This window comes from Nitrosospira multiformis, assembly GCF_003050865.1.
Taxonomy (GTDB): Bacteria; Pseudomonadota; Gammaproteobacteria; order Burkholderiales; family Nitrosomonadaceae; genus Nitrosospira; species Nitrosospira multiformis_E.
Genome location: NZ_QAOK01000001.1, coordinates 49250 through 73361 on the forward strand (window position 1 = coordinate 49250; position 24112 = coordinate 73361).

The 24112-nt window shown below is 52.7% G+C and carries 24 protein-coding genes and 1 tRNA gene; 2 read left to right on the top strand and 23 right to left on the bottom strand.

All coding sequences use genetic code 11. The features are described from left to right. Positions 1-69 precede the first annotated feature (69 nt). The 3 genes from C8R21_RS16025 to C8R21_RS00205 are packed head-to-tail and all read right to left on the bottom strand — an operon-like array spanning position 70 to position 2110. Positions 70-234, bottom strand: coding sequence for a hypothetical protein (locus C8R21_RS16025; RefSeq protein WP_258192168.1), 165 nt, complete (start codon positions 232-234; stop codon positions 70-72). A 29-nt stretch (positions 235-263) separates the two neighbouring features. Continuing rightward, positions 264-1475, bottom strand: a complete 1212-nt coding sequence (gene tyrS, locus C8R21_RS00200) for a tyrosine--tRNA ligase (RefSeq protein ID WP_107760849.1) — start codon at positions 1473-1475, stop codon at positions 264-266. Between the two features lie 17 nt (positions 1476-1492). Further along, entirely contained in the window at positions 1493-2110 is a 618-nt protein-coding gene (locus tag C8R21_RS00205) for a superoxide dismutase (protein ID WP_107760852.1), read from the bottom strand. 538 nt (positions 2111-2648) lie between these two features. Here C8R21_RS00205 and C8R21_RS00215 point away from each other — a divergent pair. Beyond that, positions 2649-3911 (top strand): OmpP1/FadL family transporter, encoded by a 1263-nt coding sequence (locus C8R21_RS00215; protein ID WP_107760856.1) that lies wholly within the window; start codon positions 2649-2651, stop codon positions 3909-3911. Between the two features lie 53 nt (positions 3912-3964). Here C8R21_RS00215 and C8R21_RS00220 read toward each other — a convergent pair whose 3' ends face one another. The 19 genes from C8R21_RS00220 to rlmE form a co-directional block, all read right to left on the bottom strand. Then, positions 3965-4390 carry a group III truncated hemoglobin gene (locus C8R21_RS00220; RefSeq protein WP_074972422.1) on the bottom strand — a complete coding sequence of 142 codons (426 nt, stop codon included), beginning with the start codon at positions 4388-4390 and terminating at the stop codon, positions 3965-3967. A 421-nt stretch (positions 4391-4811) separates the two neighbouring features. Next, positions 4812-5762 carry an RNA polymerase sigma factor RpoS gene (gene rpoS, locus C8R21_RS00225; RefSeq protein ID WP_375135984.1) on the bottom strand — a complete coding sequence of 317 codons (951 nt, stop codon included), beginning with the start codon at positions 5760-5762 and terminating at the stop codon, positions 4812-4814. Positions 5763-5780: 18 nt separating this feature from the next. Continuing rightward, positions 5781-6692 carry a peptidoglycan DD-metalloendopeptidase family protein gene (locus tag C8R21_RS00230; protein WP_258192169.1) on the bottom strand — a complete coding sequence of 304 codons (912 nt, stop codon included), beginning with the start codon at positions 6690-6692 and terminating at the stop codon, positions 5781-5783. Positions 6693-6902: 210 nt separating this feature from the next. Continuing rightward, a complete protein-coding gene (locus C8R21_RS00235; protein ID WP_107760862.1) occupies positions 6903-7565 on the bottom strand; it encodes a protein-L-isoaspartate(D-aspartate) O-methyltransferase in 663 nt (220 codons plus the stop codon). A gap of 13 nt (positions 7566-7578) precedes the next feature. Next, entirely contained in the window at positions 7579-8346 is a 768-nt protein-coding gene (gene surE, locus C8R21_RS00240) for a 5'/3'-nucleotidase SurE (protein ID WP_107760863.1), read from the bottom strand. Positions 8347-8438: 92 nt separating this feature from the next. Beyond that, positions 8439-8515 (bottom strand) — tRNA-Pro (locus tag C8R21_RS00245). A gap of 129 nt (positions 8516-8644) precedes the next feature. Beyond that, positions 8645-9010, bottom strand: coding sequence for a MerR family transcriptional regulator (locus tag C8R21_RS00250; RefSeq protein WP_107760865.1), 366 nt, complete (start codon positions 9008-9010; stop codon positions 8645-8647). Next, positions 8991-9296 carry an integration host factor subunit alpha gene (locus C8R21_RS00255; RefSeq protein ID WP_011379855.1) on the bottom strand — a complete coding sequence of 102 codons (306 nt, stop codon included), beginning with the start codon at positions 9294-9296 and terminating at the stop codon, positions 8991-8993. Before C8R21_RS00255 ends, C8R21_RS00250 begins: the two co-directional genes overlap by 20 nt. 50 nt (positions 9297-9346) lie before the next feature. After that, on the bottom strand, positions 9347-11731 hold the full coding sequence (pheT, locus tag C8R21_RS00260) for a phenylalanine--tRNA ligase subunit beta (RefSeq protein WP_107760867.1): 2385 nt from the start codon (positions 11729-11731) through the stop codon (positions 9347-9349). Between the two features lie 193 nt (positions 11732-11924). Beyond that, on the bottom strand, positions 11925-12959 hold the full coding sequence (gene pheS, locus C8R21_RS00265) for a phenylalanine--tRNA ligase subunit alpha (protein WP_107760869.1): 1035 nt from the start codon (positions 12957-12959) through the stop codon (positions 11925-11927). A gap of 140 nt (positions 12960-13099) precedes the next feature. Further along, on the bottom strand, positions 13100-13459 hold the full coding sequence (gene rplT / locus C8R21_RS00270; RefSeq protein ID WP_107760871.1) for a 50S ribosomal protein L20: 360 nt from the start codon (positions 13457-13459) through the stop codon (positions 13100-13102). Positions 13460-13471: 12 nt separating this feature from the next. Continuing rightward, positions 13472-13669 (bottom strand): 50S ribosomal protein L35, encoded by a 198-nt coding sequence (rpmI, locus tag C8R21_RS00275; RefSeq protein ID WP_107760873.1) that lies wholly within the window; start codon positions 13667-13669, stop codon positions 13472-13474. Between the two features lie 222 nt (positions 13670-13891). Next, positions 13892-14512, bottom strand: coding sequence for a translation initiation factor IF-3 (gene infC / locus C8R21_RS00280; RefSeq protein WP_308811367.1), 621 nt, complete (start codon positions 14510-14512; stop codon positions 13892-13894). Positions 14513-14523: 11 nt separating this feature from the next. Beyond that, a complete protein-coding gene (gene thrS / locus C8R21_RS00285; RefSeq protein ID WP_107760877.1) occupies positions 14524-16440 on the bottom strand; it encodes a threonine--tRNA ligase in 1917 nt (638 codons plus the stop codon). Positions 16441-16658: 218 nt separating this feature from the next. Then, positions 16659-17678: a PstS family phosphate ABC transporter substrate-binding protein gene (locus C8R21_RS00290; protein ID WP_107760880.1), complete on the bottom strand. Its 1020-nt coding sequence runs from the start codon at positions 17676-17678 to the stop codon at positions 16659-16661. Positions 17679-17872: 194 nt separating this feature from the next. Further along, positions 17873-19261 carry a phosphoglucosamine mutase gene (gene glmM, locus C8R21_RS00295; protein WP_107760882.1) on the bottom strand — a complete coding sequence of 463 codons (1389 nt, stop codon included), beginning with the start codon at positions 19259-19261 and terminating at the stop codon, positions 17873-17875. A gap of 69 nt (positions 19262-19330) precedes the next feature. Then, complete coding sequence (gene folP, locus C8R21_RS00300; protein ID WP_107760884.1) at positions 19331-20125, bottom strand: dihydropteroate synthase; 795 nt, start codon at positions 20123-20125, stop codon at positions 19331-19333. Positions 20126-20327: 202 nt separating this feature from the next. Further along, positions 20328-22223, bottom strand: a complete 1896-nt coding sequence (gene ftsH / locus C8R21_RS00305) for an ATP-dependent zinc metalloprotease FtsH (protein WP_107760886.1) — start codon at positions 22221-22223, stop codon at positions 20328-20330. 167 nt (positions 22224-22390) lie between these two features. Continuing rightward, positions 22391-23011 (bottom strand): 23S rRNA (uridine(2552)-2'-O)-methyltransferase RlmE, encoded by a 621-nt coding sequence (gene rlmE, locus C8R21_RS00310; protein ID WP_107760888.1) that lies wholly within the window; start codon positions 23009-23011, stop codon positions 22391-22393. A gap of 29 nt (positions 23012-23040) precedes the next feature. On the opposite strand from rlmE, the gene yhbY reads away from it, so the two are divergent. Beyond that, entirely contained in the window at positions 23041-23328 is a 288-nt protein-coding gene (gene yhbY / locus C8R21_RS00315; RefSeq protein ID WP_107760890.1) for a ribosome assembly RNA-binding protein YhbY, read from the top strand. A gap of 209 nt (positions 23329-23537) precedes the next feature. Here yhbY and greA read toward each other — a convergent pair whose 3' ends face one another. Then, positions 23538-24017: a transcription elongation factor GreA gene (gene greA, locus C8R21_RS00320; RefSeq protein ID WP_074972446.1), complete on the bottom strand. Its 480-nt coding sequence runs from the start codon at positions 24015-24017 to the stop codon at positions 23538-23540. Between the last annotated feature and the right edge of the window lie 95 nt (positions 24018-24112).

The following is a 24112-nucleotide window of genomic DNA, read 5'->3' on the forward strand; positions in this document are numbered from 1 at the left end:
TAATGTTAGCTAGCGAAGGCGGCATTATACAGACGCCAGATACCCGGTCAAGGGTTTTTGATACATTTTTTATTTTTCTTCGGAGATTCTTACTCTGGCAAACTTCCGCTTGCCTACCTGCACTATCACCATCTGACCACAAGGCAGCTTAAAAGTTTTGTCGCTTACTTTCTCGCCATTCGATTTTACACCACCCTGCTCGATCACGCGAAAGGCGGCATTATACAGACGCAAGATACCCGGTCAAGGGTTTTTGATAATTTTTATTTTTCTTCGCAGATTGTTACTCTGGCAAACTTCCGCTTGCCCACCTGCACTACCACCATTTGACCACAGGACAACCTGAAAGTTTTGTCGCTCACCTTTTCGCCATTCAACTTTACACCCCCTTGCTCGATCATGCGCAAGGCTTCAGTGGTGCTGGCGGTGAGTCCGGTCTGTTTGAGCAACTGCGCTATCGGCAACCCCTCTTTTCCAGCCTGCAGTATGTTTTCCGGCAGATCATCCGGGATACCTCCCCGCCTGAAGCGTGATTCGAAATCAGCGAGAGCGACCTCGGCATCCTGTCTGCTATGAAAGCGGGTAACCATCTCCTGCGCAAACAGGACCTTGATGTCGCGAGGATTGCGTCCCTTTTCTACATCCTGCTGCCACTGACGAACAACGCGCAGCGGCTCGAATGACAACAACTCAATATACCGCCACATCAATTCGTCCGAAATAGACATCAATTTGCCGAACATGTTCCCTGGACTCTCGGTGATTCCGATGTAGTTGCCGGCAGACTTGGACATTTTATTGACGCCGTCCAGTCCTTCGAGAAGCGGCATTGTGATGACACATTGCGACGCTTGCCCGAAATGTTTCTGCAACTCCCGTCCCATCAGCAAATTGAATTTCTGGTCAGTGCCTCCCAGTTCGATATCTGCATGGAGCGCGACCGAGTCATAGCCTTGAATCAACGGGTATAAAAATTCATGAATGGCAATGGGCTTGTTGCTTTGGTAACGCTTGCCAAAATCGTCCCGCTCCAGCATACGTGCGACCGTATGAGTTGCAGCCAGTTTGATCAGATCGACGGCATTCAGCTTATCCATCCATGCAGAATTGAACACCACCTCAGTCTGCTCACGTTTAAGGATGCGGAACACCTGATCCTGGTAGGATTTCGCATTCTCGGCTACCTGCTCGCGGGAAAGTGGAGGACGCGTCGTATTCTTGCCACTGGGATCGCCGATCATGCCTGTGAAGTCGCCAATCAGGAATAGGGCGTGATGCCCTAAATCCTGTAAATGGCGCATTTTATTCAGCAGAACGGTATGACCCAGATGCAAGTCCGGTGCTGTAGGATCGAATCCAGCCTTGATTCTGAGTGGACGATTCAGGGCAAGCTTCTGCTCCAGTTCGTCTTCCAGCAAAAGCTCGCTGCAACCACGCTTGATAATTTCGACTTGTTCTGAAATTGGTCTCGTCACATCAGCAGGTCGCGGTATTATTTATCGTTGTCAGCGGCAAAGCCCCAGTTGATCAGCTTGTCGAGCACGGCATTGACATAATCCGCGCGCCGGTTCTGGTAATCAAGGTAGTAGGCGTGTTCCCAGACGTCGATCGTTAAAAGTGGCTTCATTCCTTTTGTGAGCGGCAGATCTGCGTTACCCGTCTTTATCACCTGCAGCTTGTCGCCATCGTTTACCAGCCATGCCCATCCGCTTCCGAACTGGGTTGTGGCTGCCGTCGCCAGTTCCTTTTTGCACACCTCCACGCTGCCGAAAGCAGTCTCGATTTTTTGCTTCAGCGAGGCGGGTGGCTCGCCACCGCCCTTGGGGGACAAACTGTTCCAGTAAAAGGTATGGTTCCACACCTGGGCGGCGTTATTGAAAATCCCTACCTTGTCTGCCTTGCCCGCTGTGGAAGTGATGATCTCCTCCAGAGACAGATCCGCCAGATCTGTACCTGCAACCAGTTTGTTGAGATTGTCGACATATGTCTTGTGATGTTTTCCGTAGTGAAAGCCAAGCGTATTTGCCGAAATGACGGGGTCCAGTGCGTTATCTGCATAGGGTAAAGGTGGCAGAACATACGGGGCGCTACCGGTATTTTGATTGCTCATTGTTTTCACTCCCATGTGGTGACATAAAAATTTGATCGGTGCCGCGCTTTCCTCTGAAAATTTGACAAGAGATCAGCGCATCCTGATACCTGACATACTGGTCATCTCCGCAAATAGAGCCGATGATACGGATAAAAACGGAGGCAGAGTTTTCAGCTCATTTCGCAATGCACTTGCAAGGAAAATTATATTTATGGGGGCAAGTATATCCGAAAACAGGAATACCTACCCAGGCACTGCCTGTGCAGCAAGTCATGCAAGTCAGGTATGAAAGCAAATTGCTCGATCGCAACAATGACTCCATGAATGGTGTTACTCCCCAAAGCTGCCTCCGCTTCACCCGGAGCAGCGCGAAGCCCTCGATACTTTCAGTAAAATCATGGAACCTGTCATTACATATCCCAGGTACCAGGCTGCAGGATGCGCTCCTTCGTCATGCTCAGGGCAGAATTTTTAACAAGAACCGAAATATCGACTATGCTTGATTACGTGTGCACGCATCGATAACCGGTAGCAATAGAACTAGCAGGCCCAAGTCATGCAACCCTCCAGATTACTATTGATGCCTTTGCTGTTGACAGGAACCCTGTTCGTCGCCGATGGCGCTGTCGCGGCAGGATTCGCTCTGCAAAACCAGAACGGGGCCGGAAACGGCTACGCCTATGCCGGTGCCGCGGCTGTCGCGCAAGACGCATCCACGATTTATTTCAATCCGGCCGGCATGACCTACCTTGCTCCCGGACATCATGTTTCCGGAGCGGGCAACCTGCTCATCCGGTCCTTGAGATTCAAGAATACGGGCAGCAGTCCTTTCCTCAGCTATCCCTTGGGCGACAATGGCGGCCAGGCCGGTGGCCTCTCGCCAATTCCCGCTTTTTACTGGAGCATGTCGCTGGGTTCTGCCTTCCGCCTCGGATTGGGAGTATCCCCCACCTTTGGCAACTCCACGGAATGGAACAAGACTTTTATCGGCCGTTACCAGGGAAGATTCTCTGAAATATTGGCGATTAACTTCAATCCGAGCTTTGCCTGGCAGTTGAACGAGGATGTTTCGATTGGCGCGGGCTTGAATATCGTGAAGTTTGACGCGGATCTGCGCAGCATGGTGCCCGCAACATCCCTGCTGCCCCTCCCGGTAGACGTTGAAACAAAGATGAAAGGGGATGATGTAGGCTTTGGCTATAACCTTGGCGTCATGTTCCGGTTTTCACCGTCCACGCGCATGGGGCTGACTTACAGATCGACGGTGGATTTGAAAGTGGACGGCCGACTGAGCGCGCCTGGCACTGTCATTCCTGCTTCGGTTGCTCTCGAGCTTCCAAACACTGCGTCGCTGGCAATCTCACACATGATGAGTGATCGATTGCGATTGCTTGCAGACCTGACCTGGACGGGCTGGGGCCATGTGCCGGCAATTGTCGCCACGAATCGTGCTTCCGGCGCCATTCTCGCAAATGAACGGCTGGGATTCGAAGACAGTTTCCGCGTGGGTCTTGGCGCGCAATATCAGTATACGGACCGCCTTCGACTCCACGCCGGGTTCGCCTACGACCAATCCCCCGTGCGTAACGCCAGGGATCGATCCGTACGCCTGCCGGACTCCGATCGTTTCTGGTTAGCGGTGGGTCTCAACCAGAAACTTGGCGAACGAACGTCGCTCGACGTGGGGTATTCACATGTGTTCTTCAAGGGAGCGGAGATCGAGCGCCCCACCTTCCCGAACCCGTCGCTTCAGGTAGTACGCGGCTCATTCAACACGAACGCACACATCATTTCCCTTCAACTCAATCACCACTTCTGATTTCGTCAGGACGACCGCACTGCACTATCCGTTAGCGGTTCCCAGAGCAGGGACTACGCTCCGCAGAGCTCCACCAGCTGCCTGTTGGGGTAGCGCTCCATTTGATACCTTAGCCAAAGCCTGCTGCCGATATGCCGCGCCAGCATATCCGCATTGAACTGTAAATCGGCATTTTCCATTTCGCTCGTGGTCTGGTGAAAAAGTTGAAGCCATCGTTCGAATAATTCCGGCTTTAGTCCAGGCAGGGCTACGTGCTTAGGCATGGGCGCGCCACGAAACCTGCTTGTTCCCCGCAGTTTCATCGACCAGAAATTGATCATCTGCACAAAATGCGCATCCCAGTCAGTAACATGAGCCTCGAAGATCGGGCCGAGCAGCGGATCTTTTCTGGCCGTTGCATAAAACGTATGAACCAGATAGGAAATCTCTTCTTCTGTACACAACCCCGGATCGGGGGCAAAAAATTGTGGTTCAGACATGGCGGTGATTGTGATATATCTTGGAAAGTGAAAATTTCATCGCAAAAGGCGAGGTCGGGAGTTAGCCCTGATTTATATTCGAAAGCGGGATTTACACTTAGTCTTACTTACTACTTACTTTACTTGGAAATGGTTTAGGAACGAAGCCGAACCCTAGCCAAGCCTCAAGTATACCCTTTACTTTAGACAAGCATGAATGTCATAAGTTCGGTAATCAAAGTTTAAACCAAAGAGTTTAAACAGTCCAAACCGAATGAGAGGGGTGAAATGACTTTTGAAATGAAAGTTTGTCACCGCAGCGATCAAACCAGAGTCGAGCGCCCGGGGTTGAAGACTCCAGAAGGTTGAAAAACTTAAGGAATCGTTGGATAAATCCCCCAGTGGCGCAACGCGCGCTACGGAAGATCTGATCAACGGTTCCTCAAAATACGCCGTCCTTCGATACGCCCTCGCACCTCAGTATCATACGCAAGGTTTGCAGCGCTTCCAGTTGAATCTGGCGCACGCGTTCGCGTGTAAGATCGAGACTTGCGGCCAGTTGCTCCAGGGTCTGGGTTTCATAACCGTTGAGCCCGTAGCGCTGCTCGATGATATAGCGTTGCTTATCATTTAACCGGTTTAACCAATCCTGTACCCGACCTTTTATCTCGGACTGCTCCCACATAAGGTCGGGGCCAGGGCTCTGATCATCCGCAATTGCGTCACCGATTGACAGCAATGGATCAACATCGAGCGGCGCATCCAATGACATCATGCTCTGGTTCAAAGACAACATTCTTTGCACTTCCTTGACCCTCCGCCCCAGCAGGTGGGCGACATCCTCCGCTTTGGGTTCTTTTCCTGTATGTGCTTCAAGGTGGCGGGCAGCCTGCAATATAATGTTCAAATCCTTGATGACATGGACCGGAAGACGAATGGTTCGCGACTGATTCATGATACAACGCTCGACATTCTGCCGTATCCACCAGGTCGCATAGGTCGAAAAGCGGAATCCTCGTTCGGGATCGAATTTATCAAGCGCGTGCATCATTCCCATGTTGCCTTCTTCTATGAGATCGAGCAGGGCGACGCCATGGTTAGTGTAATGTTTTGCTATATTCACCACCAGTCGCAAATTACACTCAATCATTTTCTGCCGTGCGGCAAAATCGTTCTGTCTGACGCGACGCGTCAATTCCGCTTCTTCCTTCGCGGTCAGCAGAGCGTTATGGCCAATCTCGTTGAAATAGATTTGAGTAACATCGGTCAATAGAAAGTCGCTGGATGTGTCTGTTACTGCGCTGGAAGGCGTGTCGGCAACCTCATCATCCTGCTCCAGTGAATCCTCCTTCTCGAAGAGTTCTTCCTCGTCAGTGTATTCTTGCTGGTTCATCATGAGCTCATCCTCGATTCACCCGGAAATACCCGGTAAATATTTCAGAGGATCGACCGGCTTGCCATTCTTCCGAATTTCGAAATGGAGCTTGACAAGACCAGCGTCCGTGCTTCCCATCTCAGCAATTTTCTGTCCTTTGATGACCGCCTCCCCTTCCTTCACGAGGAGTTTGCTGTTATGTGCGTAAGCGCTGAGATAGGTTTCGTTATGCTTGATAATGATCAGTTTGCCGTACCCGCGCAGACCCTCACCGCTATAAACAACTTTCCCTCCTGCGGACGCGGTTACCGCTTGTCCTCTCATTCCAACGATATCGATGCCTTTGGTGCTTTCCGAGAAGAGGTCGGATACCCTGCCTTTGGAAGGCCATACCCATTCGCCATGAGCATTATTTCTGACAGCTTCCGACGGAGAGATGGAAATCGTACTGATTTCGGGAGGCATAGTTTTTTCGATAGCCGGCGCGGCCTTTACCACCGTTACCGGCAGAGCTGTATCCGCCCGGCTTTTCACTTGTGCAAGGGCCTGTTCCGAGTAAGGCAGCTTGAGTGCTTTTGGTTCTGTTTTCAGTTTCCCAACCGGGACCGGTTGTCTTGCTTCCGGCATCGACATACTGTCTTGTCTGATTTGTGCCGGCGATGCTGGCGCTACTACGGACGAAGATGGGGCGGACTCCTGAATGGCGAACAGGGTTGGCTGCACCGCTACCGGCCCCTCGGGGGATAAAAAGATTTCCTGGCCAATCCGGATTGCACCTGGATCAGGGAGGTTGTTCCACGCTGCCAGATCCCTGGGATTAATATTGTTGCTGGTCGCAATGCTATAGAGCGTATCCCCTTTGCGAACGATATGCACGCCAGGTCGTTGAGGCTGAGAGTATGTTGAAACGGCATTTTTTTGCCGGTCCGGCACGGCCTTGTTACTCATGGGCCCCTGACGAGGCGTGGATGAACAACCGGCAATCAGTAAGCATAATGCGAGGGACAAACAACAGTAGGGGATAACATGCCGCTGCGCGAAAAATGTGCGAGGAAGATCTTCGTCAAGGCCGGAAAGGTTACTGCTCAGACTCATATACCTGATTCGTGTAGCACTCATTGTTGTCTCGTTTTCCTCGCTCGATATCGTTGCGGTTTCCTAACGCTGCCAGATTCCCGGTATCATTTGGACAAACTTGACTTCGTCCAGTATTGTCTCAGTATAACCTTGCAAGTTGCGTTCGATAACGCACAAAACTTGCTCACTGGTTCCCCTGGGAAATACCATTCTGCCACGAATGGCTAATTGTTCAAGTAGTGCCGGAGGTATGTGTGGTGTTGCAGCCGTGAGAATGATTCCGTCAAACGGCGCCGCCTGGGAAAGGCCAAGCAGACCGTCAGCATGCCTCAGGCGCACATTGTTGATGCGCAACTCTCCTAACCGTCCGCGAGTGCGCGTCAGCAGAGGCCCGATTCGCTCGACCGAATAGACCTCCCGCGAGAACTGCGCCAGTATCGCAGTCTGATAGCCGGAACCCGTACCAATCTCAAGCACCTTGCCAGGATTGGAACCTGCGCGCAGCAACTGGCTCATTCTCGCCACAGTGAACGGATTCGAAATCGTCTGCTCGAAATTGATCGGCAACGCGACGTCGTCGTAAGCACGGTTTGACAGTACTTCCTCCACAAAGATGTGACGAGGAACGGCAATCATGGCCGCAAGCACTGCTTCATCCGTAACACCCTGCATGCGCAGCCGCTCAACCATGCGCGCCCGCGTGCGCTGTGAAGTCATGCCGATTCCGGAATGGTGAACGTTCAATCCCGATCTGCCTTCAACTCCGCATGCTGGCAAGAGCGTGACTGTTCAGCCATTCCTTTACCGCGTCCAGCTGCCCATACCGCGTGAGATCGATCTGCAAGGGGGTCACCGATACGCGGTTGCGCTGAATCGCGAGAAAATCTGTCCCCTCTCCGGCATCCTGCGCGGGCCCTGCCGCACCCACCCAATATACTGTCTCGCCGCGTGGGGTTTTATATTTTACTACGGGTTCCGCTTTATGCCGGCGCCCCAGCCGCGTAACCTCCAGGCCCTGCAACTCATCGTATGGGATATCAGGTACGTTAACGTTCAACAGCACCGGTCCATGAAGTTTATCTGTTTCAAAGCGACGCACTATTTCAGTTGCGACACGCCCGGCAGTAGGAAAATTTCCGGCCGAAAAACCGGCGAGTGAAATGGCAAGGGAAGGTACACCAAGTAAAAAGCCTTCAGTAGCCGCCGCTACCGTCCCGGAATAAATGGTGTCATCCCCCATATTGGCCCCATCGTTGATTCCGGATACGACCATGTCGGGCAGGGTGTCGAGCATGCCTGTAACCGCCAGATGCACGCAGTCCGTCGGCGTGCCATTGACGTAATAGAACCCGTTGTGAGATTTGCGAAGACTGAGAGGCCGGTCCAGCGTAAGCGAATTACTGGCGCCGCTTCGGTCGCGCTCCGGGGCAACGACTACGACGTCCGCAATGGCGGAAAGCGCTTCCGCAAGACAAGAGAGACCTGGCGCAAAATACCCATCGTCGTTACTGAGCAGTATGCGCATTTGAACATGCCCAAGGTGATCGTTTCAGCTTATAGGGAAGATAGATGCGCTCAACCCCACTGCGCATGACAGTACTTGTTGATAAGCTTGACTGGTCGGGGCGAGAGGATTTGAACCTCCGACCACTTGCACCCCATGCAAGTACGCTACCAGGCTGCGCTACGCCCCGACGTGGCGAATTATAACAATAAACTCGAAAGGTTAGAAACCTGCGAATAGTCCTCAACGGACATCAGTCGAATGTCAGCCAGCGCTTTACCAACATCTTACAGTCCATGAAATTGAAAAAAGAGAGAGCTCAGGAGCGGAGCAACCCCAGCACATCCTGGATCTCGCTCCGTAGCGACGCCAGATCGATAGATGAGGAAAGTGAGGCAACCGGCATGGGATTGACGAAACCTTGGCCCAGGCGGGCGCGGGCACCATGGATGGTAAAGCCCTGCTCATATAGCAACTCCCGAATGCGGCGAATCAGCAGCACTTCGTGGTGTTGATAGTAGCGCCGATTGCCCCGGCGCTTGACTGGTTTCAGTTGCGTAAACTCCTGCTCCCAATAACGCAATACATGCGGCTTTACACCGCATAGTTCGCTTACTTCGCCAATCGTGAAATAGCGTTTGGCTGGAATAGGGGTAAGCGGGGTATCAGGCGTTATCTTTGCCATGCTGATTCTTTTCAACCATCGCCTTCAGTTTCTGGCTTGCGTGGAAAGTAACTACCCTGCGGGCAGTAATAGGAATTTCTTCACCTGTTTTGGGATTTCGGCCGGGACGCTGGGGCTTGTCGCGTAACTGGAAATTGCCGAACCCCGATAGCTTGACCCCGTCGCCATTTTGCAGCGCAATGCGAACTTCTTCGTAAAAAGACTCCACCATGTCCTTGGCTTCGCGTTTGTTGAAACCGACTTTTTCAAAGAGCAAATCCGCCAGCTCGGCCTTGGTTAAAGTCATAGTCTCCCTCTCACTTTTATTACTCTCAAACATCGTGTTCTATCTTCCGGTCAACTGCGCAGTCTTGCCCCAAACCTGTTTTCAAGAATACCTATCAGCCTTGCGACTGCCTGATCAGCTTGTGCGTCAGTTAAAGTTTTTTCAGTATCTTGTAATAACATACGGAATGCAAGACTTTTTTTGTCGCTTTCCACCCCTTTTCCCTGGTATACATCAAAGAGCGCAATTTCAGAAATGATGGATAATTTCTCGCTCCGCATGCTGTCCAGTATCGCCTGCACGCTGACATCCTTCGGCACGAGCACAGCGATGTCGCGCCGGATCGGGGGATATTTGGAAATTTCGGAAGCTTTTGGCAGCGTGCGCGCCAGCAGAATATCCATGTTCAATTCGAATAGAACGACGGATCGCGCCAGACCCAGTTTCTGCTGCCAGCGGGGGTGAAGCTCCCCCAGAAAACCGCCAATACGACCATTTATGGAAATCTCCGCAGACTTGCCCGGATGCAGGGCTGGATGACGCACGGCAGTGGCGCCAAGCTCTCCGGGCCACAACAGCGCCTCAACATCGGCTTTTGCATCATAGAAATCCACCGGACGGGCAGGCAAGCCCCACTGCTCCTCCCCGACGTCCCCATAGCAGAGTCCTGCCAGCTTTTCCTGTTGCGAGTAGGTCTGCCCATCTTTCTGGAAACAACCGCCGATTTCAAACAGGCGAATCCTGGATTGTTTACGGTTGAGGTTGAACTGGAGATTAGAGATGAGCCCCCCCAGAAGGCTGCTGCGCATCACCGCCAATTGATTGGACAAAGGATTCTTCAACGCGACAGGCGTCCTGTTACCCGCCAACTCCGTTTCCCATGAAGTTTCGACGAAAGCATAATTGATGACTTCCTGGTAATCCCGAGCCACCAGAATTTGTCGCAGGCTTGATCGTGTTCGCCGGGTTTCGGGGGCAGGAAGTATGTCGAGTTTCGCTCGCGGCATGGTCGCAGCTATACGGTTGTATCCGTACATACGCGCCAACTCCTCGATCAGGTCTTCTTCTATGGCAAGATCGAATCGGTAAGTTGGAGGCGTCACGTAAAATACCGCGTCTGTATTCAGAAAACCGAACTGCAGTCGGTGCAACAATTCTGCCACGTGGCCTTCATCCAGCTCTACACCCAACACTCGTCCGACTCGCTGCAAATCAAGGCGAATGGGATTACGCGTTGGCAAACTCCCGCGGAGTTCAGTAATTGGTCCGGCCCGGCCCCCACAGATATCCAGAACCAGGCTGGCTGCGCGCTCCATTGCTGCACGTGTGGCGCCAAAATCAACGCCCCGTTCGAACCGATAGGCCGAATCCGAGCTGAACCCGAGCGAGAAGGATTTGCCAGCGATAACCTCGGGGCTGAAAAAAGCGCTCTCCAGAAACAAGTCGATGGTCCCAGATGTGACTCCACTTTCATTCCCACCCATGATACCGGCCAGCGCCAGCGGCTTGGCCTCATCTGCAATAACCAGCATATCGGGTTGCAGCACAAGATTCTCGCCATTCAGCAATTCGATACTTTCCCCCGGTCTGGCGAACCTGATATGGATGGAACCGGCGAGGCCACCCTGGATCCTTGCAAGATCAAAAGCGTGCAGGGGCTGACCCGTCTCCAGCATGACATAATTGGTTACATCCACCACCGCGTTGATAGCGCGCAACCCGCTGCGTTCCAGGCGCTGCACCATCCATTGCGGCGTAGCGACATCAAGAGAAATGCCGCGTACCACCCGACCACAATAGAGTGGACAGGCAGCAGCCGCGTCCACATGTATTGCCAGGGTTTCAGCAATCTGTGCTGGCACAGGCTTAATTTCGACGGTTTGGAGATTTTGGGAAGTAATTGCCCCCACTTCTCTTGCTATGCCGGATAACCCCAGGCAGTCGCCGCGGTTCGGCGTGAGCTTGAGAGCGAGAAGGTTGTCTTCGAGGTCGTAATACGCGCGAAAATCTGTTCCAACTGGCGCATCGGGCGAAAGCAGCAACAGACCGGACGAAGCATCCTCCAATCCCAGTTCTTTGGCTGAACACAACATTCCCGTGGATTCGACTCCGCGTATCCTGGTCTGCTTTATGGACATACCCGGCAATTGCGCTCCTGGAAGAGCGCATGGCACTTTTATACCGGCACGAACATTAGTGGCGCCGCAGACAATCTGCAGGGGCACATTATTTCCTGCATTATCTGCTTCGGTTCTCACCTCGCAAACCTGCAGATGATCCGCACCGGGATGTTTCTGGACGGACAACACTTCCGCTACCACCACCTTGTCAAAGGCTGGCGCAACCGGCTGGACGCTCTCGACTTCCAGTCCTGCCATCGTCAGTGCATGGGCAAGATCACGCGTCGATAAAGGAGGGTTTACAAAAGTACGCAGCCAGTTTTCTGAAAATTTCATAAATTTTACCGTTCAGCGGAGAAATGTACGTCGTCCCGGTCTTGTCTCCGGCTAAATACTCTGACACCCTGACCCTGCGACCAAAGATCGCTCCGCAGTCACTCTTAAGTGATCTGAATCCTGCCCCATGTCACCATGCATTATTTTCGTGTGGATTTTTATATTTTTTCTTTTTATATTCCTGATCTGAGGTTCAGTTGAACTGTTTCAGGAACCGCAAATCATTTTCGAAGAACAGTCGCAGGTCGTTTACCCCATATCTCAGCATCGCCAGACGCTCGACGCCTAAACCAAAAGCAAAGCCGACATACTTTTGGCTGTCTATGTTGACATGCTTGAAGACATTGGGATGTACCATTCCACATCCCAGCACTTCCAGCCACCCGGTGTAACTGCATACGCGACAGCCGGTTTTGCACATTACACAACCGATATCCATTTCGGCTGAAGGCTCGGTAAAAGGGAAAAAAGAAGGGCGAAAACGCACCGGCAGATCGTCGCGCTCGAAAAAATGCTGCATGAAATCAGACAGGATGCCTTTCAAAGCCGAGAAGTTGGCGCTTTCATCAATCCATAAACCTTCCACCTGATGAAACATCGGGGTATGCGTCAGGTCGGAATCGCAACGGTAAACCCTCCCTGGCGCAATCACCTTCATGGGAGGGGGGTTGCTTTCCATATACCGTATTTGAACGGGTGACGTGTGGGTGCGCAACAGGTGCTCGCCTGTGCCGCCGTTTTCGTCACCGACATAGAAAGTATCGTGCATGGCGCGGGCGGGATGGTTTTCCGGAATATTCAGCGCGGTGAAATTATAAAAATCGGTTTCGATCTCGGGGCCGGAAGCTACCGTGAATCCGACGGAATGAAACAGCGACTGAATCCGGTCGAGCGCGAGCGTGATGGGATGGAGCCCACCCATTCCCGTTCCACGTCCCGGCAAAGTGACATCCAGCTTTTCCCCTATTAACTGCTCTTCCAGCTTCTTTTCCTGTATCGCCTCACGGCGGCGGCTCAGCGCTGCCTCCAGCGCCTCCTTCGCCTGATTGATACGGCTTCCCACTGCAGGACGCTCTTCCGGCGGGATCTTGCCCAATCCCTTGAGCAGTTCGGTCAGTTGCCCATGGCGGCCCAGATATCGCGCCTTGACCTGTTCCAGCTCGGTCATGTCATCTGTTCGATTGAACAGCTCAATTGCTTCAGCAAGAAGATGATCCAGGTGAGTCATTCAAATAACAGTTTGATCAAATTGAACTCTGCATATGAAAAGAGGAGGCCAGGCGTTTTTGCCTTTAGCCTCCTCCCAGTCTTTTAATCCCGGAAACGCGAACGAAGCCCCGAGTTCACGCCGGGCTTGCAAAAACGCCTCTAAACGGCCAAACTGGCCCTTGCCTGTTCCGCTATTTTTGCAAAGGCCGGCTTGTCGAATACCGCCAGATCCGCCAGGACCTTGCGATCAACCTCGATCTCGGCCTTTTTCAGGCCGTTCATGAACACACTGTACGACAAACCGCACTCCCTAGCAGCGGCGTTGATGCGGGCGATCCAAAGGGCTCGAAACTCGCGTTTCTTCTGGCGGCGATCGCGATAGGCGTATTGCCCCGCTTTCATCACCGCTTCCTTCGCTACGCGATAGACGTTCTTGCGGCGACCCCGATAACCTTTCGCCAGGTCCAGTATTTTCTTGTGGCGAGCGTGAGCTGTTACACCACGTTTCACTCTTGGCATATCAGTCTCCTCCTACGCGTACGGCATCATGGCGCGTACAGACGCCACATCACTGAAGTGCACGTTCACGGAACCCCGCAACTGGCGCTTGCTTTTCGTCGTTTTCTTGGTAAGAATATGACGCTTGAATGCCTGCGAACGCTTCACGGTACCGCCCGCTCTCACCACAAAACGTTTTGCCGCACCACTCTTTGTTTTCATCTTTGGCATTACTTTGCTCCTGCTTTAACATGACACAAGGTGTTTCCCGAATGGAACGCTTTAAACCCTGGAGTCACTTGTTTTCAATGAAATGAAACTTTGTCAGACCGACAGGAGATTACCATACCTGCCTCTCCATCCTGGATGCTATATCCCGGCCTCGCATCTCCCGATTTCCATCCAACGGGTACAGGTACCCTCTGAATCTGAAATCGGTGAAAAACGAGTGCGCTAGCCCCGCTCAGGCTGGCTTTCCGTGGCAGTCTTCGGTTTTATTTCCTCTGAGTTGGAGGTTTTTACTTCTTTGGAGTTCTTTACTTCTTTCTTTCGGGGAGATAACACCATCACCATCTGGCGTCCCTCCATTTTGGGAAATTGCTCCACTACCGCATGCGATTCCAGATCGCCTTTTATCCGCTCCAGCAACCGCACTCCAAATTCCTGATGCGCCATTTCCCGACCGCGGAAGCGGAGGGTAATTTTGGCTTTATCGCCTTCATCCAGGAAGGTGATCAGATTGCGCAGCTTGATGTTGTAATCACCCTCGTCGGTATTGGGACGAAACTTGACTTCCTTTATCTGGATCTGTTTCTGTTTGAGCTTGGCTTCGTGCTTTTTCTTGCTTTCCTGATACCGAAATTTCCCATAATCCATCAGGCGGCATACGGGAGGTTTGGCGGTAGGTGCGATTTCAACCAAATCCACCTCCGCTTCTTCCGCCAGATTGTTGGCGACTGCCAGAGGGACAATACCTATCTGCTCTCCATCTACACCAATCAAGCGCACCTCGGGTGCAGTAATCTCGTAATTGATGTGTGCTGCTTTTTCCTGAACTATAGTAACTCCCAGAATCTATTAATAAATCAAGCCGCCCCTACCCGGGTGCGGATCTCTTCCTCAAGCCGGTCCACCAACGCCGGCAATGTCATCTGACCAAGGTCAGAGCCAGTGCGGGTACGTACAGCCACCCTCTGCGCTGCCACTTCCTTATCACCCACGATGATTTGATAGGGCAGTTTTTGCAGACTATGCTCCCGTATTTTATAAGTTATTTTTTCATTTCTCAAGTCCGTATATGCTCGAATTCCGGCCCGCCTGAGTTCTTCGGTCACTTCTCGGGCATAATCGGCCTGCCCTTCCGAGATATTCAGTACGACTGCATGGTCCGGCGACAACCATAACGGCAGTGCTCCCGCATGATTTTCGATAAGAATGCCGATAAAACGCTCCAGTGAGCCGAGGATTGCCCGGTGAAGCATTACCGGTATCTGCCGGGAGTTATCCTCAGCCACAAACTCTGCCCCGAGACGTTCCGGCATGGAAAAATCAAGTTGCAAGGTGCCGCACTGCCAGATGCGGCCGATACTATCCTTGAGCGAAAACTCTATTTTCGGCCCGTAGAACGCACCTTCACCGGGTTGCAGTTCCCAGATGAGGTTTTTGTGATTCAGCGCGGATCGCAGCGCCTCTTCCGCCTTGTCCCACTGCTCTTCGGAACCTACGCGCTTTGCGGGACGGGTGGAAAGTTTCACCAGGATGTCATTAAAGCCAAAATCATTGTAAACCTTCTGCAACAGATCGATAAACTGGACGGCCTCATCTTGCACCTGGGACTCTGTGCAGAAGATGTGAGCATCGTCCTGAGTGAACGCTCGCACCCGCATGATCCCGTGCAGTGCGCCGGAGGGCTCGTTACGGTGACAGGAACCGAATTCCGCGAGTCGAAGCGGCAGGTCGCGATAACTTTTCAGCCCCTGCTTGAACACCTGCACATGCCCCGGACAATTCATCGGCTTGACGGAAAATTCCCGGTCTTCGGCCTGCGTTACGAACATATTCTCGCGGAAGTTTTCCCAGTGTCCGGAACGCTCCCACAAACCCTTGTCCAGTACGGAGGGCGTGCGGATTTCGAGATAGCCGTTATTGCGGAAGATATCCCGCATGTACTGTTCGACCTGCTGCCAGATAACCCATCCCTTCGGGTGCCAGAAGACCATACCAGGCGCTTCTTCCTGAAGGTGAAACAGGCCTAGCTGCTTGCCAAGCTTGCGGTGATCGCGTTTTTCCGCCTCTTCAAGACGGCGCAGATAGGCGTTCTGATCGTCTTTATTGGTCCATGCGGTGCCATAGATCCGCTGCAACATTTCATTATGCGAATCGCCACGCCAATAAGCGCCCGCAAGTTTCATCAGCTTGAAAACCTTCAGACGGGATGTGGTGGGGACATGTGGCCCGCGGCACAAATCGGTAAAATTTCCCTGAGAATACAGGGAAACGTCCTCATCGCCGGGAATGGCTTCGATGATCTGCGCCTTATAGTGTTCGCCCTGGTTCTTGAAAAAATTGATTGCCTCGGATCGATCCCACACCTGGCGCTCGACTTTCAGGTTGCGCACGCTGATTTCAGCCATGCGTTTCTCGATTGCCACCAGATCTTCGGGAGTGAATGGCCGCTTGTAGGAAAAATCGTAATAAAAGCCGTCCTCGATTACCGGCCCAATCGTGACCTGCGCTTCCGGAAACAATTCTTTCACCGCATGCGCCAGTAAATGGGCGCTGGAATGACGAATGACTTCCAGCCCTTCCGCATCTTTTTCCGTAACGATGGTTACATCACTGTCATTTTCGATACGGGTGGAAAGGTCGACCAGCTTCCCGTTCACCTTGCCTGCAAGCGCAGCACGAGCCAAACCCGCGCCTATTGAAGCTGCAATTTCACCCACCGTTACAGGGTGCTCATATACACGCTTCGAACCATCCGGCAAACGAACTACAGCCACGGTCTCTCCCTTTGATAAATAAGAACTGACTTAAAAATCCTGATTTTACAGGATTCAGCGGCACGGAGGGGGTTGGGGCAGCGACGTCTCGGAAAAAGCGGTTTCGTGGTTGGGGTTAGAGAGGGTTTTGAAGAATTCAAGGCGAACGGAAAAAAAGAATGCGCGGACAGGGCATCATCCGCGCACTCGGATCCTTGGTGCAAAACGAGAACCTGCTGTTATAAGCTCGCTTCGCGCTCGAGCAATTCTTCTACCCTGACACCCGTTTCTGTTCGTCCGCCAAATACGGTTCCCACCTTCTTTTTATTGAGATGTTCAAGGTTGGTGCTATAGGCTTGCGGTGGCAGCGGAAAAAATTTGACTTCTTTCACCAGTTCAGGCGCATTTTTCATGTAGAACTCAACCAGCTCCCTGACTTCCGGTTTTTCCGCTGATTTGATATTCACGTAAATGAAAATCGGGCGGGATAAAGGCTGATAACTGCCATCTTCCACTGTTTTTTCCGAGGGGAGCACAGGACCCTTTCCTGAATCGATGGCCACCGCTTTGAGCTTTTTCTGGTTTTCAACATAGTAGGCAAAACCGAAAAAACCCAGCGCATTCTTGTCGCTGGCGACCCCCTGCACCAGTACGTTGTCGTCTTCGGAAGCAGTGAAATCACCTCGACTGGATTTGGTTTTGCCTACGATCGCTTCGGTAAAGTAGTCGAAGGTGCCCGAATCGGCACCCGCTCCATAGAGCTTCAGTTTTTCATCCGGCCATCCCGGATTTGCCTGGTTCCATCTGGTGATTTTACCTTGTGCCTCGGGTTCCCAGATCTTCTTCAGCTCGGCGACGGTGAGCGTTTTTGCCCAGTCATTCTTGGGATTGATCACCACCGTTAACGCATCGAATGCTACCGGCATTTCAACATACTGGATACCGGATTTTTTGCATTCCTCCATTTCCTTCTGCAGAATGGGACGGGAAGCATTGACGATCTCCGTTTCGCCGCGGCAGAACTTTTTGAAACCTCCACCAGTACCGGAGATACCGACGGTTACTCTTACCGCCCCTTTCTTCGCATTCTGAAAATCTTCCGCTACCGCCTCGGTAATGGGAAAAACAGTGCTCGAGCCATCTATCTTAACCAGTCCTGCCGCATTCGCACCGGCAATCATACCTATATTGGCGGCACTGAACACTGCGCCCAGCACCGCTGAACTTGTCAGTCCCATCCGATTCAATGATTTCAACATTTCATTCCCCGTTCAATTAAACAGACCATGCTTTTTTTGAGCTGCCATGCTAGGTCATGAGTATTGCGTTTTTGTGACATCCTGGGCCCAGAGCACCCAGAGCAGATAAGGTGGATTCCTCCATGAATCAGTTTTCCCAAAAAGAACTGGTAGAAAAAACTTTGACCGAGGAAAGAGGCAAGATGTCCTTTGATTCAGTTCGGCACGGCCTTTTCAACCGATCTCTCTGCCGCCGCATTTCGCACAACCTCCGCTATTTTCTCCGCCCAGTGTTTGACTTTCTGCCCGGACTCGCCTTCTACCATTACCCTTATCAACGGTTCCGTACCCGAAGCACGCAAAAGTACCCGGCCCGTGGTATCGAGATCGCGTTCGGCCTCTGTCTGAGCGGTTTTGATGGCGAGATTGTTGTGCGCATCAAATCCCTTGGGCACCCTGACATTGATCAATTGCTGCGGATAGAGCGTCACGTCCGATGCTAGCTCGGCCAAGGTCTTGCCGGAATCACGTATCGCGTAGAGTACCTGTAGTGCCGAAATGATTCCGTCACCGGTGGTATGTTTGTCGAGGCAGATAATGTGGCCGGAACCTTCGCCGCCCAGCTGCCAATTTTTTATCTGCAGCAGTTCCAGCACATAGCGATCGCCGACGTTCGCGCGCGCAAAAGAAATATCCAGTTTCTTTAACCCGTTTTCAATCGCCAGATTCGTCATGAGCGTACCCGCCACTCCCCCCTTGAGCAGCCCGTTTTGTTTTCGATGTTTCGCGATGAGGTAGATCAACTGGTCGCCGTCGTAAAGCACGCCCTCGCCATCGGTCATGATTACGCGATCACCATCCCCATCCAATGCCACTCCGATATCTGCCTGATGATGCCGGACTGCTTCCTGCAGGGTCGCGCCATGCGTTGCCCCACACTCGTGATTGATATTGAGACCGTCGGGATGGATTCCAATCGCAACCACTTCGGCGCCCAATTCGTGCAGTACAGGTGCGGCGATCTGATACGTGGCGCCGTGGGCGCAATCGACCACGATCCGCAACCCCCGCAGATCAAGGTGATTTGGAAAAGTGCTTTTGCAGAACTCGATATAGCGTCCTCTTGCATCATTGACGCGCCGCGCTTTTCCGAGCTGCGCCGACGGCATTGCCTTGAGAGGCGCGTTTAATCCCGCTTCAATCTCCTGCTCGGTCGCATCGGGTAATTTGGTCCCGAGGGCAGAAAAAAACTTGATGCCGTTATCCTCGAAAGGATTGTGGGAAGCCGAAATGACGATCCCTGCCTGCAAACGCAGGGCACGGGTGAGATAGGCAACCGCGGGAGTGGGCATTGGGCCTGAAAGCAGGACATCCACCCCGGCTGCGGAAAGCCCTGCCTGTAACGCTGATTCCAACATATAGCCTGATATGCGCGTATCCTTGCCGATCAATACTGCCGGACGCTCTCCTTTTGAAAGATGCCAGTCCGAGGAAGTCAGAACCTTGCCGGCAGAATAACCCAGATGTATCACGAATTCAGGCGTGATAGGCGCTTCTCCTACGCGTCCGCGTATGCCGTCAGTTCCAAAATATTTTCTTGTCATTGGAAGAAATCCATTGGTTATCGAAATGAATTGAATTCAACTGAGGGTTTCCACCGTGAAGTGAGCGGATCATGCATTCTCCCGTGCAGAGCCTCGGTCGTAAACGGCATTGTAAACGGCGAGCGCATCCCGGGTTGCCCGGACGTCATGCACGCGGAGAAGGGCCACACCCTTCATCGCTGCTATCAGTGCTGCCGCTATGCTGGCATGAATCCGGTTATTTATGTCACCGCCCGTGATTTTTCCCAGCATCGATTTGCGCGAGAGACCTACCAGCATCGGTACTCCAAGATCGAGAAACTGATCGAGATGGCGTAATAGTTCGATATTATGAACCTGGTTTTTACCAAAACCAAAGCCCGGATCGACTACCAGTCGCTCCCGTGGAATACCCGCGGCTTGCGCAGCCTCCAGACGCCGCTTCAGAAAAGCCTTGACATCATGCACTACATCATCATATTGGGGATTGACCTGCATATTGGCGGGTTCGCCCTGCATATGCATGAGGCAAGCTGTCACACCTCCTTCTGCGACCGCCTCCAGCGCACCGGGGATCTGGAGCGCCCTCACATCGTTAATCATCACTGCCCCCGCGGCAATGGCAGCTCGCATGACTTCGGGTTTGGAAGTATCGACCGAAACCTGCACATTCTGGTTTACCAGTGCCTCCACCACCGGAATGATCCGGCGTAATTCCTCTTCAACAGAAACCGGGGTGCTGCCAGGACGTGTTGATTCACCGCCGATGTCCAGCAGATCTGCCCCTTCTTCGACCAAGCGGAAAGCTTGACTGAGGGCATGCTTAGTCGAAGCGAATAAGCCGCCATCCGAAAAGGAATCAGGGGTTATGTTGACAACGCCCATCACAAGAGGGCGATGAGGGGGACTGGAAATTTCTACAGGCGGGATAGAAGATGGTGACACCAGGACTCACCCATTGCGGAGTAGTTTTCTTTTCTATGAACAGGAAAAGGCAGCGTGAAAAAGTGAAACGAAAAAGGCGGTTCATCCCGCCTTTTTCATACCGCCTTTTTCATTGTTTACTGCATCATAGCAACTTCCTTGCCTAAGCTTCCTGTGCTGGTGTCGCTGTGGGTGCAGGCGCCGCGGGGGGAGCATTATCCTTGGGCGGCGTTGGAGCAGCCCTGCTTGGCTTGGGAGGCCGAGGTGACCGGCCTTCCATGATATCGCCGATTTGCTCCGCGTCTATAGTTTCCCATTCCAGCAGCGCTTTGGCCATAACTTCGATCTTATCGCGGTTTTCTTCGATCAGCTTGCGCGCCAGACTGTACTGTGTATCGATGATGCGGCGAATTTCTATATCCACCTTCTGCATGGTCGCTTCGCTGACATTCTTGTGGGTTGTGACGGAACGACCCAGAAACACTTCTCCCTCGTTCTCGCCATAAACCATCGGGCCAAGTGAATCAGACATGCCCCATTGGGTGACCATGCGTCTCGCCATCTCTGTCGCACGCTCAAAATCATTGGATGCGCCGGTCGTCATCTGGCCCATGAAGACTTCCTCGGCGATACGCCCGCCGAACAGAACCGCAATATTCTGCAGGATTTCCTCACGGTCCATGCTGAAACGGTCTTCGGTCGGCAGTTGCATCGTCACGCCCAGTGCGCGCCCCCGTGGGATAATGGAAACCTTGTGTACCGGGTCGGTCTTGGGTAACAACTGGGCAACCACCGCATGCCCGGATTCATGATAGGCAGTGTTACGCCGCTCACGCTCCGGCATCAGAACAGATTTGCGCTCCGCACCCATGAAGATCTTGTCCTTGGCCCGCTCAAAATCCTCCATGTCGACGAGCCGCTTGTTGCTGCGCGCAGCAAACAGGGCCGCCTCATTCACCAGATTGGCGAGATCGGCTCCGGACATCCCGGGAGTTCCGCGGGCGAGGGTTTCGGCATGTACATCGGGTGCGATCGGCACTTTGCGCATATGCACGTGCAATATTTGCTCACGGCCCCGTATATCGGGGAGGGGGACCGTCACTTGCCGGTCGAAACGGCCAGGACGCAACAGCGCAGGATCGAGCACATCCGGACGGTTGGTAGCGGCGATGACAATCACGCCGGCAGTTCCTTCGAAACCATCCATTTCCACCAGCAACTGATTGAGCGTCTGTTCGCGCTCATCATTGCCACCACCGAGACCCGCGCCACGCTGACGCCCGACCGCATCGATCTCGTCAATGAAAATAATGCAGGGAGCATGCTTCTTCGCTTGCTCGAACATATCGCGCACTCGGGCTGCACCTACCCCCACAAACATTTCAACAAAATCGGAGCCTGAGATACTGAAGAAGGGGACCTTGGCTTCACCAGCAATAGCACGCGCCAGGAGCGTCTTACCCGTACCCGGATTTCCCACCATCAACACGCCGCGCGGGATACGCCCCCCCAGTTTCTGGAACTTGCTGGGATCGCGCAGGAATTCCACCAACTCGGAAACTTCCTCCTTGGCTTCTTCACAACCTGCAACGTCGGCAAACGTCACTTGGTTGGTGGATTCGTCGAGCATGCGCGCCTTGCTTTTCCCGAATGAAAAAGCACCGCCGCCACGGCCCCCACCCTGCATCTGCCGCATGAAGAAAATCCATACCCCGATCAGCAGAAGCATGGGGAACCATGAAACGAAGATATTCATCAGGAGAGAAGGTTCTTCCTCCGGCTTGGCATCTATGATGACGCCCGCCTTAAGCAGATCGCTCACCATCCACGGGTCCGAGGGCGTGTACGTCGTAAAACGTCTGCCATCGGTTTTCGTACCCTTCAGCGTGCGGCCTTCAATAGTTACTTTGGCGATCCTGCCCTGCTTCACCTCGTCGATGAACTGGGAATATTCCATCGGTGCTTGCCCCGATTGCCGTGTACTGAACTGATTGAACACCGTCATCAGCACAAGAGCGATCACCAGCCAGATGGCCATGTTTTTAATGAGATTGTTCAAAGTAACTCCTTGGCTTGCGCCGTCAAAATACTCGAATGTTTCATTCTAAACCCATTTCTAGATTTAGAATAGCCGTTATCCCTGCTACCAGCCTCCAGGTTCGCGTGGGGATCTGCAACCTCGCAGCCCCTTATATTTACTTGCGTTGGCATCCGAACCGGGAATGTCTAATCCCGCTTCCCCAGCCCCAGCAAATAGATTTCGCTGCTCCGACCCCGTGATGCCAAGGGTTTACGTGTTACCACCCGATTGAATGTAGCGCGCATCGCGCGAAAAAACTCGTCAAAACCAGAACCTTGAAACACTTTGACGAGGAAGTTGCCTTCAGAGTTCAACTCCTCGGTACAAAACTCGAGGGCCAACTCCGCCAGATGCATGCCACGGGCTTGATCAATTATCCCTATGCCCGTTATATTAGGGGACATGTCGCAAATTACAAGGTCAACAGGCAGATCCTTCACTTGTTCCTTCAATTCGGCCAGGACGGACGCTTCGCGGAAATCTCCCTGAATGAAGGTTACGCCGGATATGGGCGCCATTTCCAGGATATCTACGGCAATCACTCTACCCTTGCCCATGAGCTTCTCCGCCGCTACCTGCGACCAGCCCCCGGGAGCGGCGCCAAGGTCCACTACAGTCATGCCCGGCTTGAACAAGTGATCGCGTTCGGCGATCTCCATCAGCTTATAAGCCGCGCGTGAGCGGTAACCCTCCTTTTTCGCCTGCTTAACAAAAAAGTCATTCACATGCTCCTTCATCCAGGCTTTGCTGGTTTTGGTCCGCTTCATCGCGTAAACTGATGGCCGTGAAAGAAGATATGTTACCACTTACTCCAGATTTCCGACGTGAGCTCAAGGCTCGCGCGCATGCCCTCAAGCCGGTCGTCTGGATAGGCGCAGCGGGTTTATCGGACAGCGTGGTGAACGAGCTGGATCAGCGACTTAAAAGCCACGAGCTGATCAAAATCAAAGTGGCGAGTGGCGACTGGGAAATACGAAACGCGTTACTGGAGAAAATTTGCGGATGCCTCAACGCTGCACCAGTGCAGCACATCGGCAAGATGCTGGTGATTTACCGTCCTGAACCCGAAAAGATAAAGAACTGAAGCAAACCGGAGATGAATCCATTGGCAATGGATCAACCGAAGTGCCGATTGGCTTGGCCGCCTCAATCGTAGATTGATATAGATTCCCATATCCGTATCTGGAGGAACGTCCCCCGGAGAGAACACATTCGGACAGGACCTATATATTCAAATTATTCAAATTCAAGGTAAAGTGCGGGAGCTCCTGACTCCCGCGCCTGCGAGTCTTCTCAAATGTATCTCACATCGAGAATTTCGTACTCCCGCACCCCGCCAGGCGCCATCACTTCAGCCACATCCCCCGGATATTTGCCTATCAGAGCGCGAGAGATAGGGGAACTGATGGAAATCTTTCCCTCCTTGATATCCGCTTCATCATCCCCGACAATCTGATAAGTAACGGTTGTGGCAGACTCGACATCCTCCAGATCGATGGTGGCACCGAATACGCAGGCTCCATCCGCATCCAGCATCGTCGGATCGATGATCTGGGCATTAGAGAGCTTGCTCTCAAGTTCAGCAATACGTCCTTCGATAAAACCCTGACGTTCCTTGGCCGCTTCGTATTCGGCGTTTTCGGAAAGGTCACCATGGGATCGAGCCTCCGCAATGGCCGCAATCACAGCGGGACGATGAACTGTTTTCATCTCATGCAATTCGGCGCGCAGCTTTCCCGCGCCTGTCACTGTCAAGGGGATTGTTGTACTCATAGTCTCTTCTGCTACCTGTTTTGGATCGGGTGTGCCTGTTGTTCGATATTGCTATACCGGAGCATGGCCTCCTTGGGCAATTCAAAATTTGAATT

Coding starts and splice junctions, on each gene's coding strand:
- C8R21_RS00220 (WP_074972422.1), bottom strand. CDS start 4,390: ATGTCTGAACCACAATTTTTTGCCCCCGATCCGGGGTTGTGTACAGAA.
- yhbY (WP_107760890.1), top strand. CDS start 23,041: ATGTTACCACTTACTCCAGATTTCCGACGTGAGCTCAAGGCTCGCGCG.
- rpmI (WP_107760873.1), bottom strand. CDS start 13,669: ATGCCAAAGATGAAAACAAAGAGTGGTGCGGCAAAACGTTTTGTGGTG.
- surE (WP_107760863.1), bottom strand. CDS start 8,346: ATGCGCATACTGCTCAGTAACGACGATGGGTATTTTGCGCCAGGTCTC.
- rplT (WP_107760871.1), bottom strand. CDS start 13,459: ATGCCAAGAGTGAAACGTGGTGTAACAGCTCACGCTCGCCACAAGAAA.
- pheT (WP_107760867.1), bottom strand. CDS start 11,731: ATGAAATTTTCAGAAAACTGGCTGCGTACTTTTGTAAACCCTCCTTTA.
- folP (WP_107760884.1), bottom strand. CDS start 20,125: ATGGGCGTTGTCAACATAACCCCTGATTCCTTTTCGGATGGCGGCTTA.
- C8R21_RS00255 (WP_011379855.1), bottom strand. CDS start 9,296: ATGACTTTAACCAAGGCCGAGCTGGCGGATTTGCTCTTTGAAAAAGTC.
- pheS (WP_107760869.1), bottom strand. CDS start 12,959: ATGACTCACCTGGATCATCTTCTTGCTGAAGCAATTGAGCTGTTCAAT.
- C8R21_RS00215 (WP_107760856.1), top strand. CDS start 2,649: ATGCAACCCTCCAGATTACTATTGATGCCTTTGCTGTTGACAGGAACC.
- C8R21_RS00250 (WP_107760865.1), bottom strand. CDS start 9,010: ATGGCAAAGATAACGCCTGATACCCCGCTTACCCCTATTCCAGCCAAA.
- C8R21_RS00290 (WP_107760880.1), bottom strand. CDS start 17,678: ATGTTGAAATCATTGAATCGGATGGGACTGACAAGTTCAGCGGTGCTG.
- glmM (WP_107760882.1), bottom strand. CDS start 19,261: ATGACAAGAAAATATTTTGGAACTGACGGCATACGCGGACGCGTAGGA.
- greA (WP_074972446.1), bottom strand. CDS start 24,017: ATGAGTACAACAATCCCCTTGACAGTGACAGGCGCGGGAAAGCTGCGC.
- C8R21_RS00205 (WP_107760852.1), bottom strand. CDS start 2,110: ATGAGCAATCAAAATACCGGTAGCGCCCCGTATGTTCTGCCACCTTTA.
- C8R21_RS00230 (WP_258192169.1), bottom strand. CDS start 6,692: ATGAGTAACAAGGCCGTGCCGGACCGGCAAAAAAATGCCGTTTCAACA.
- rpoS (WP_375135984.1), bottom strand. CDS start 5,762: ATGAACCAGCAAGAATACACTGACGAGGAAGAACTCTTCGAGAAGGAG.
- rlmE (WP_107760888.1), bottom strand. CDS start 23,011: ATGAAGCGGACCAAAACCAGCAAAGCCTGGATGAAGGAGCATGTGAAT.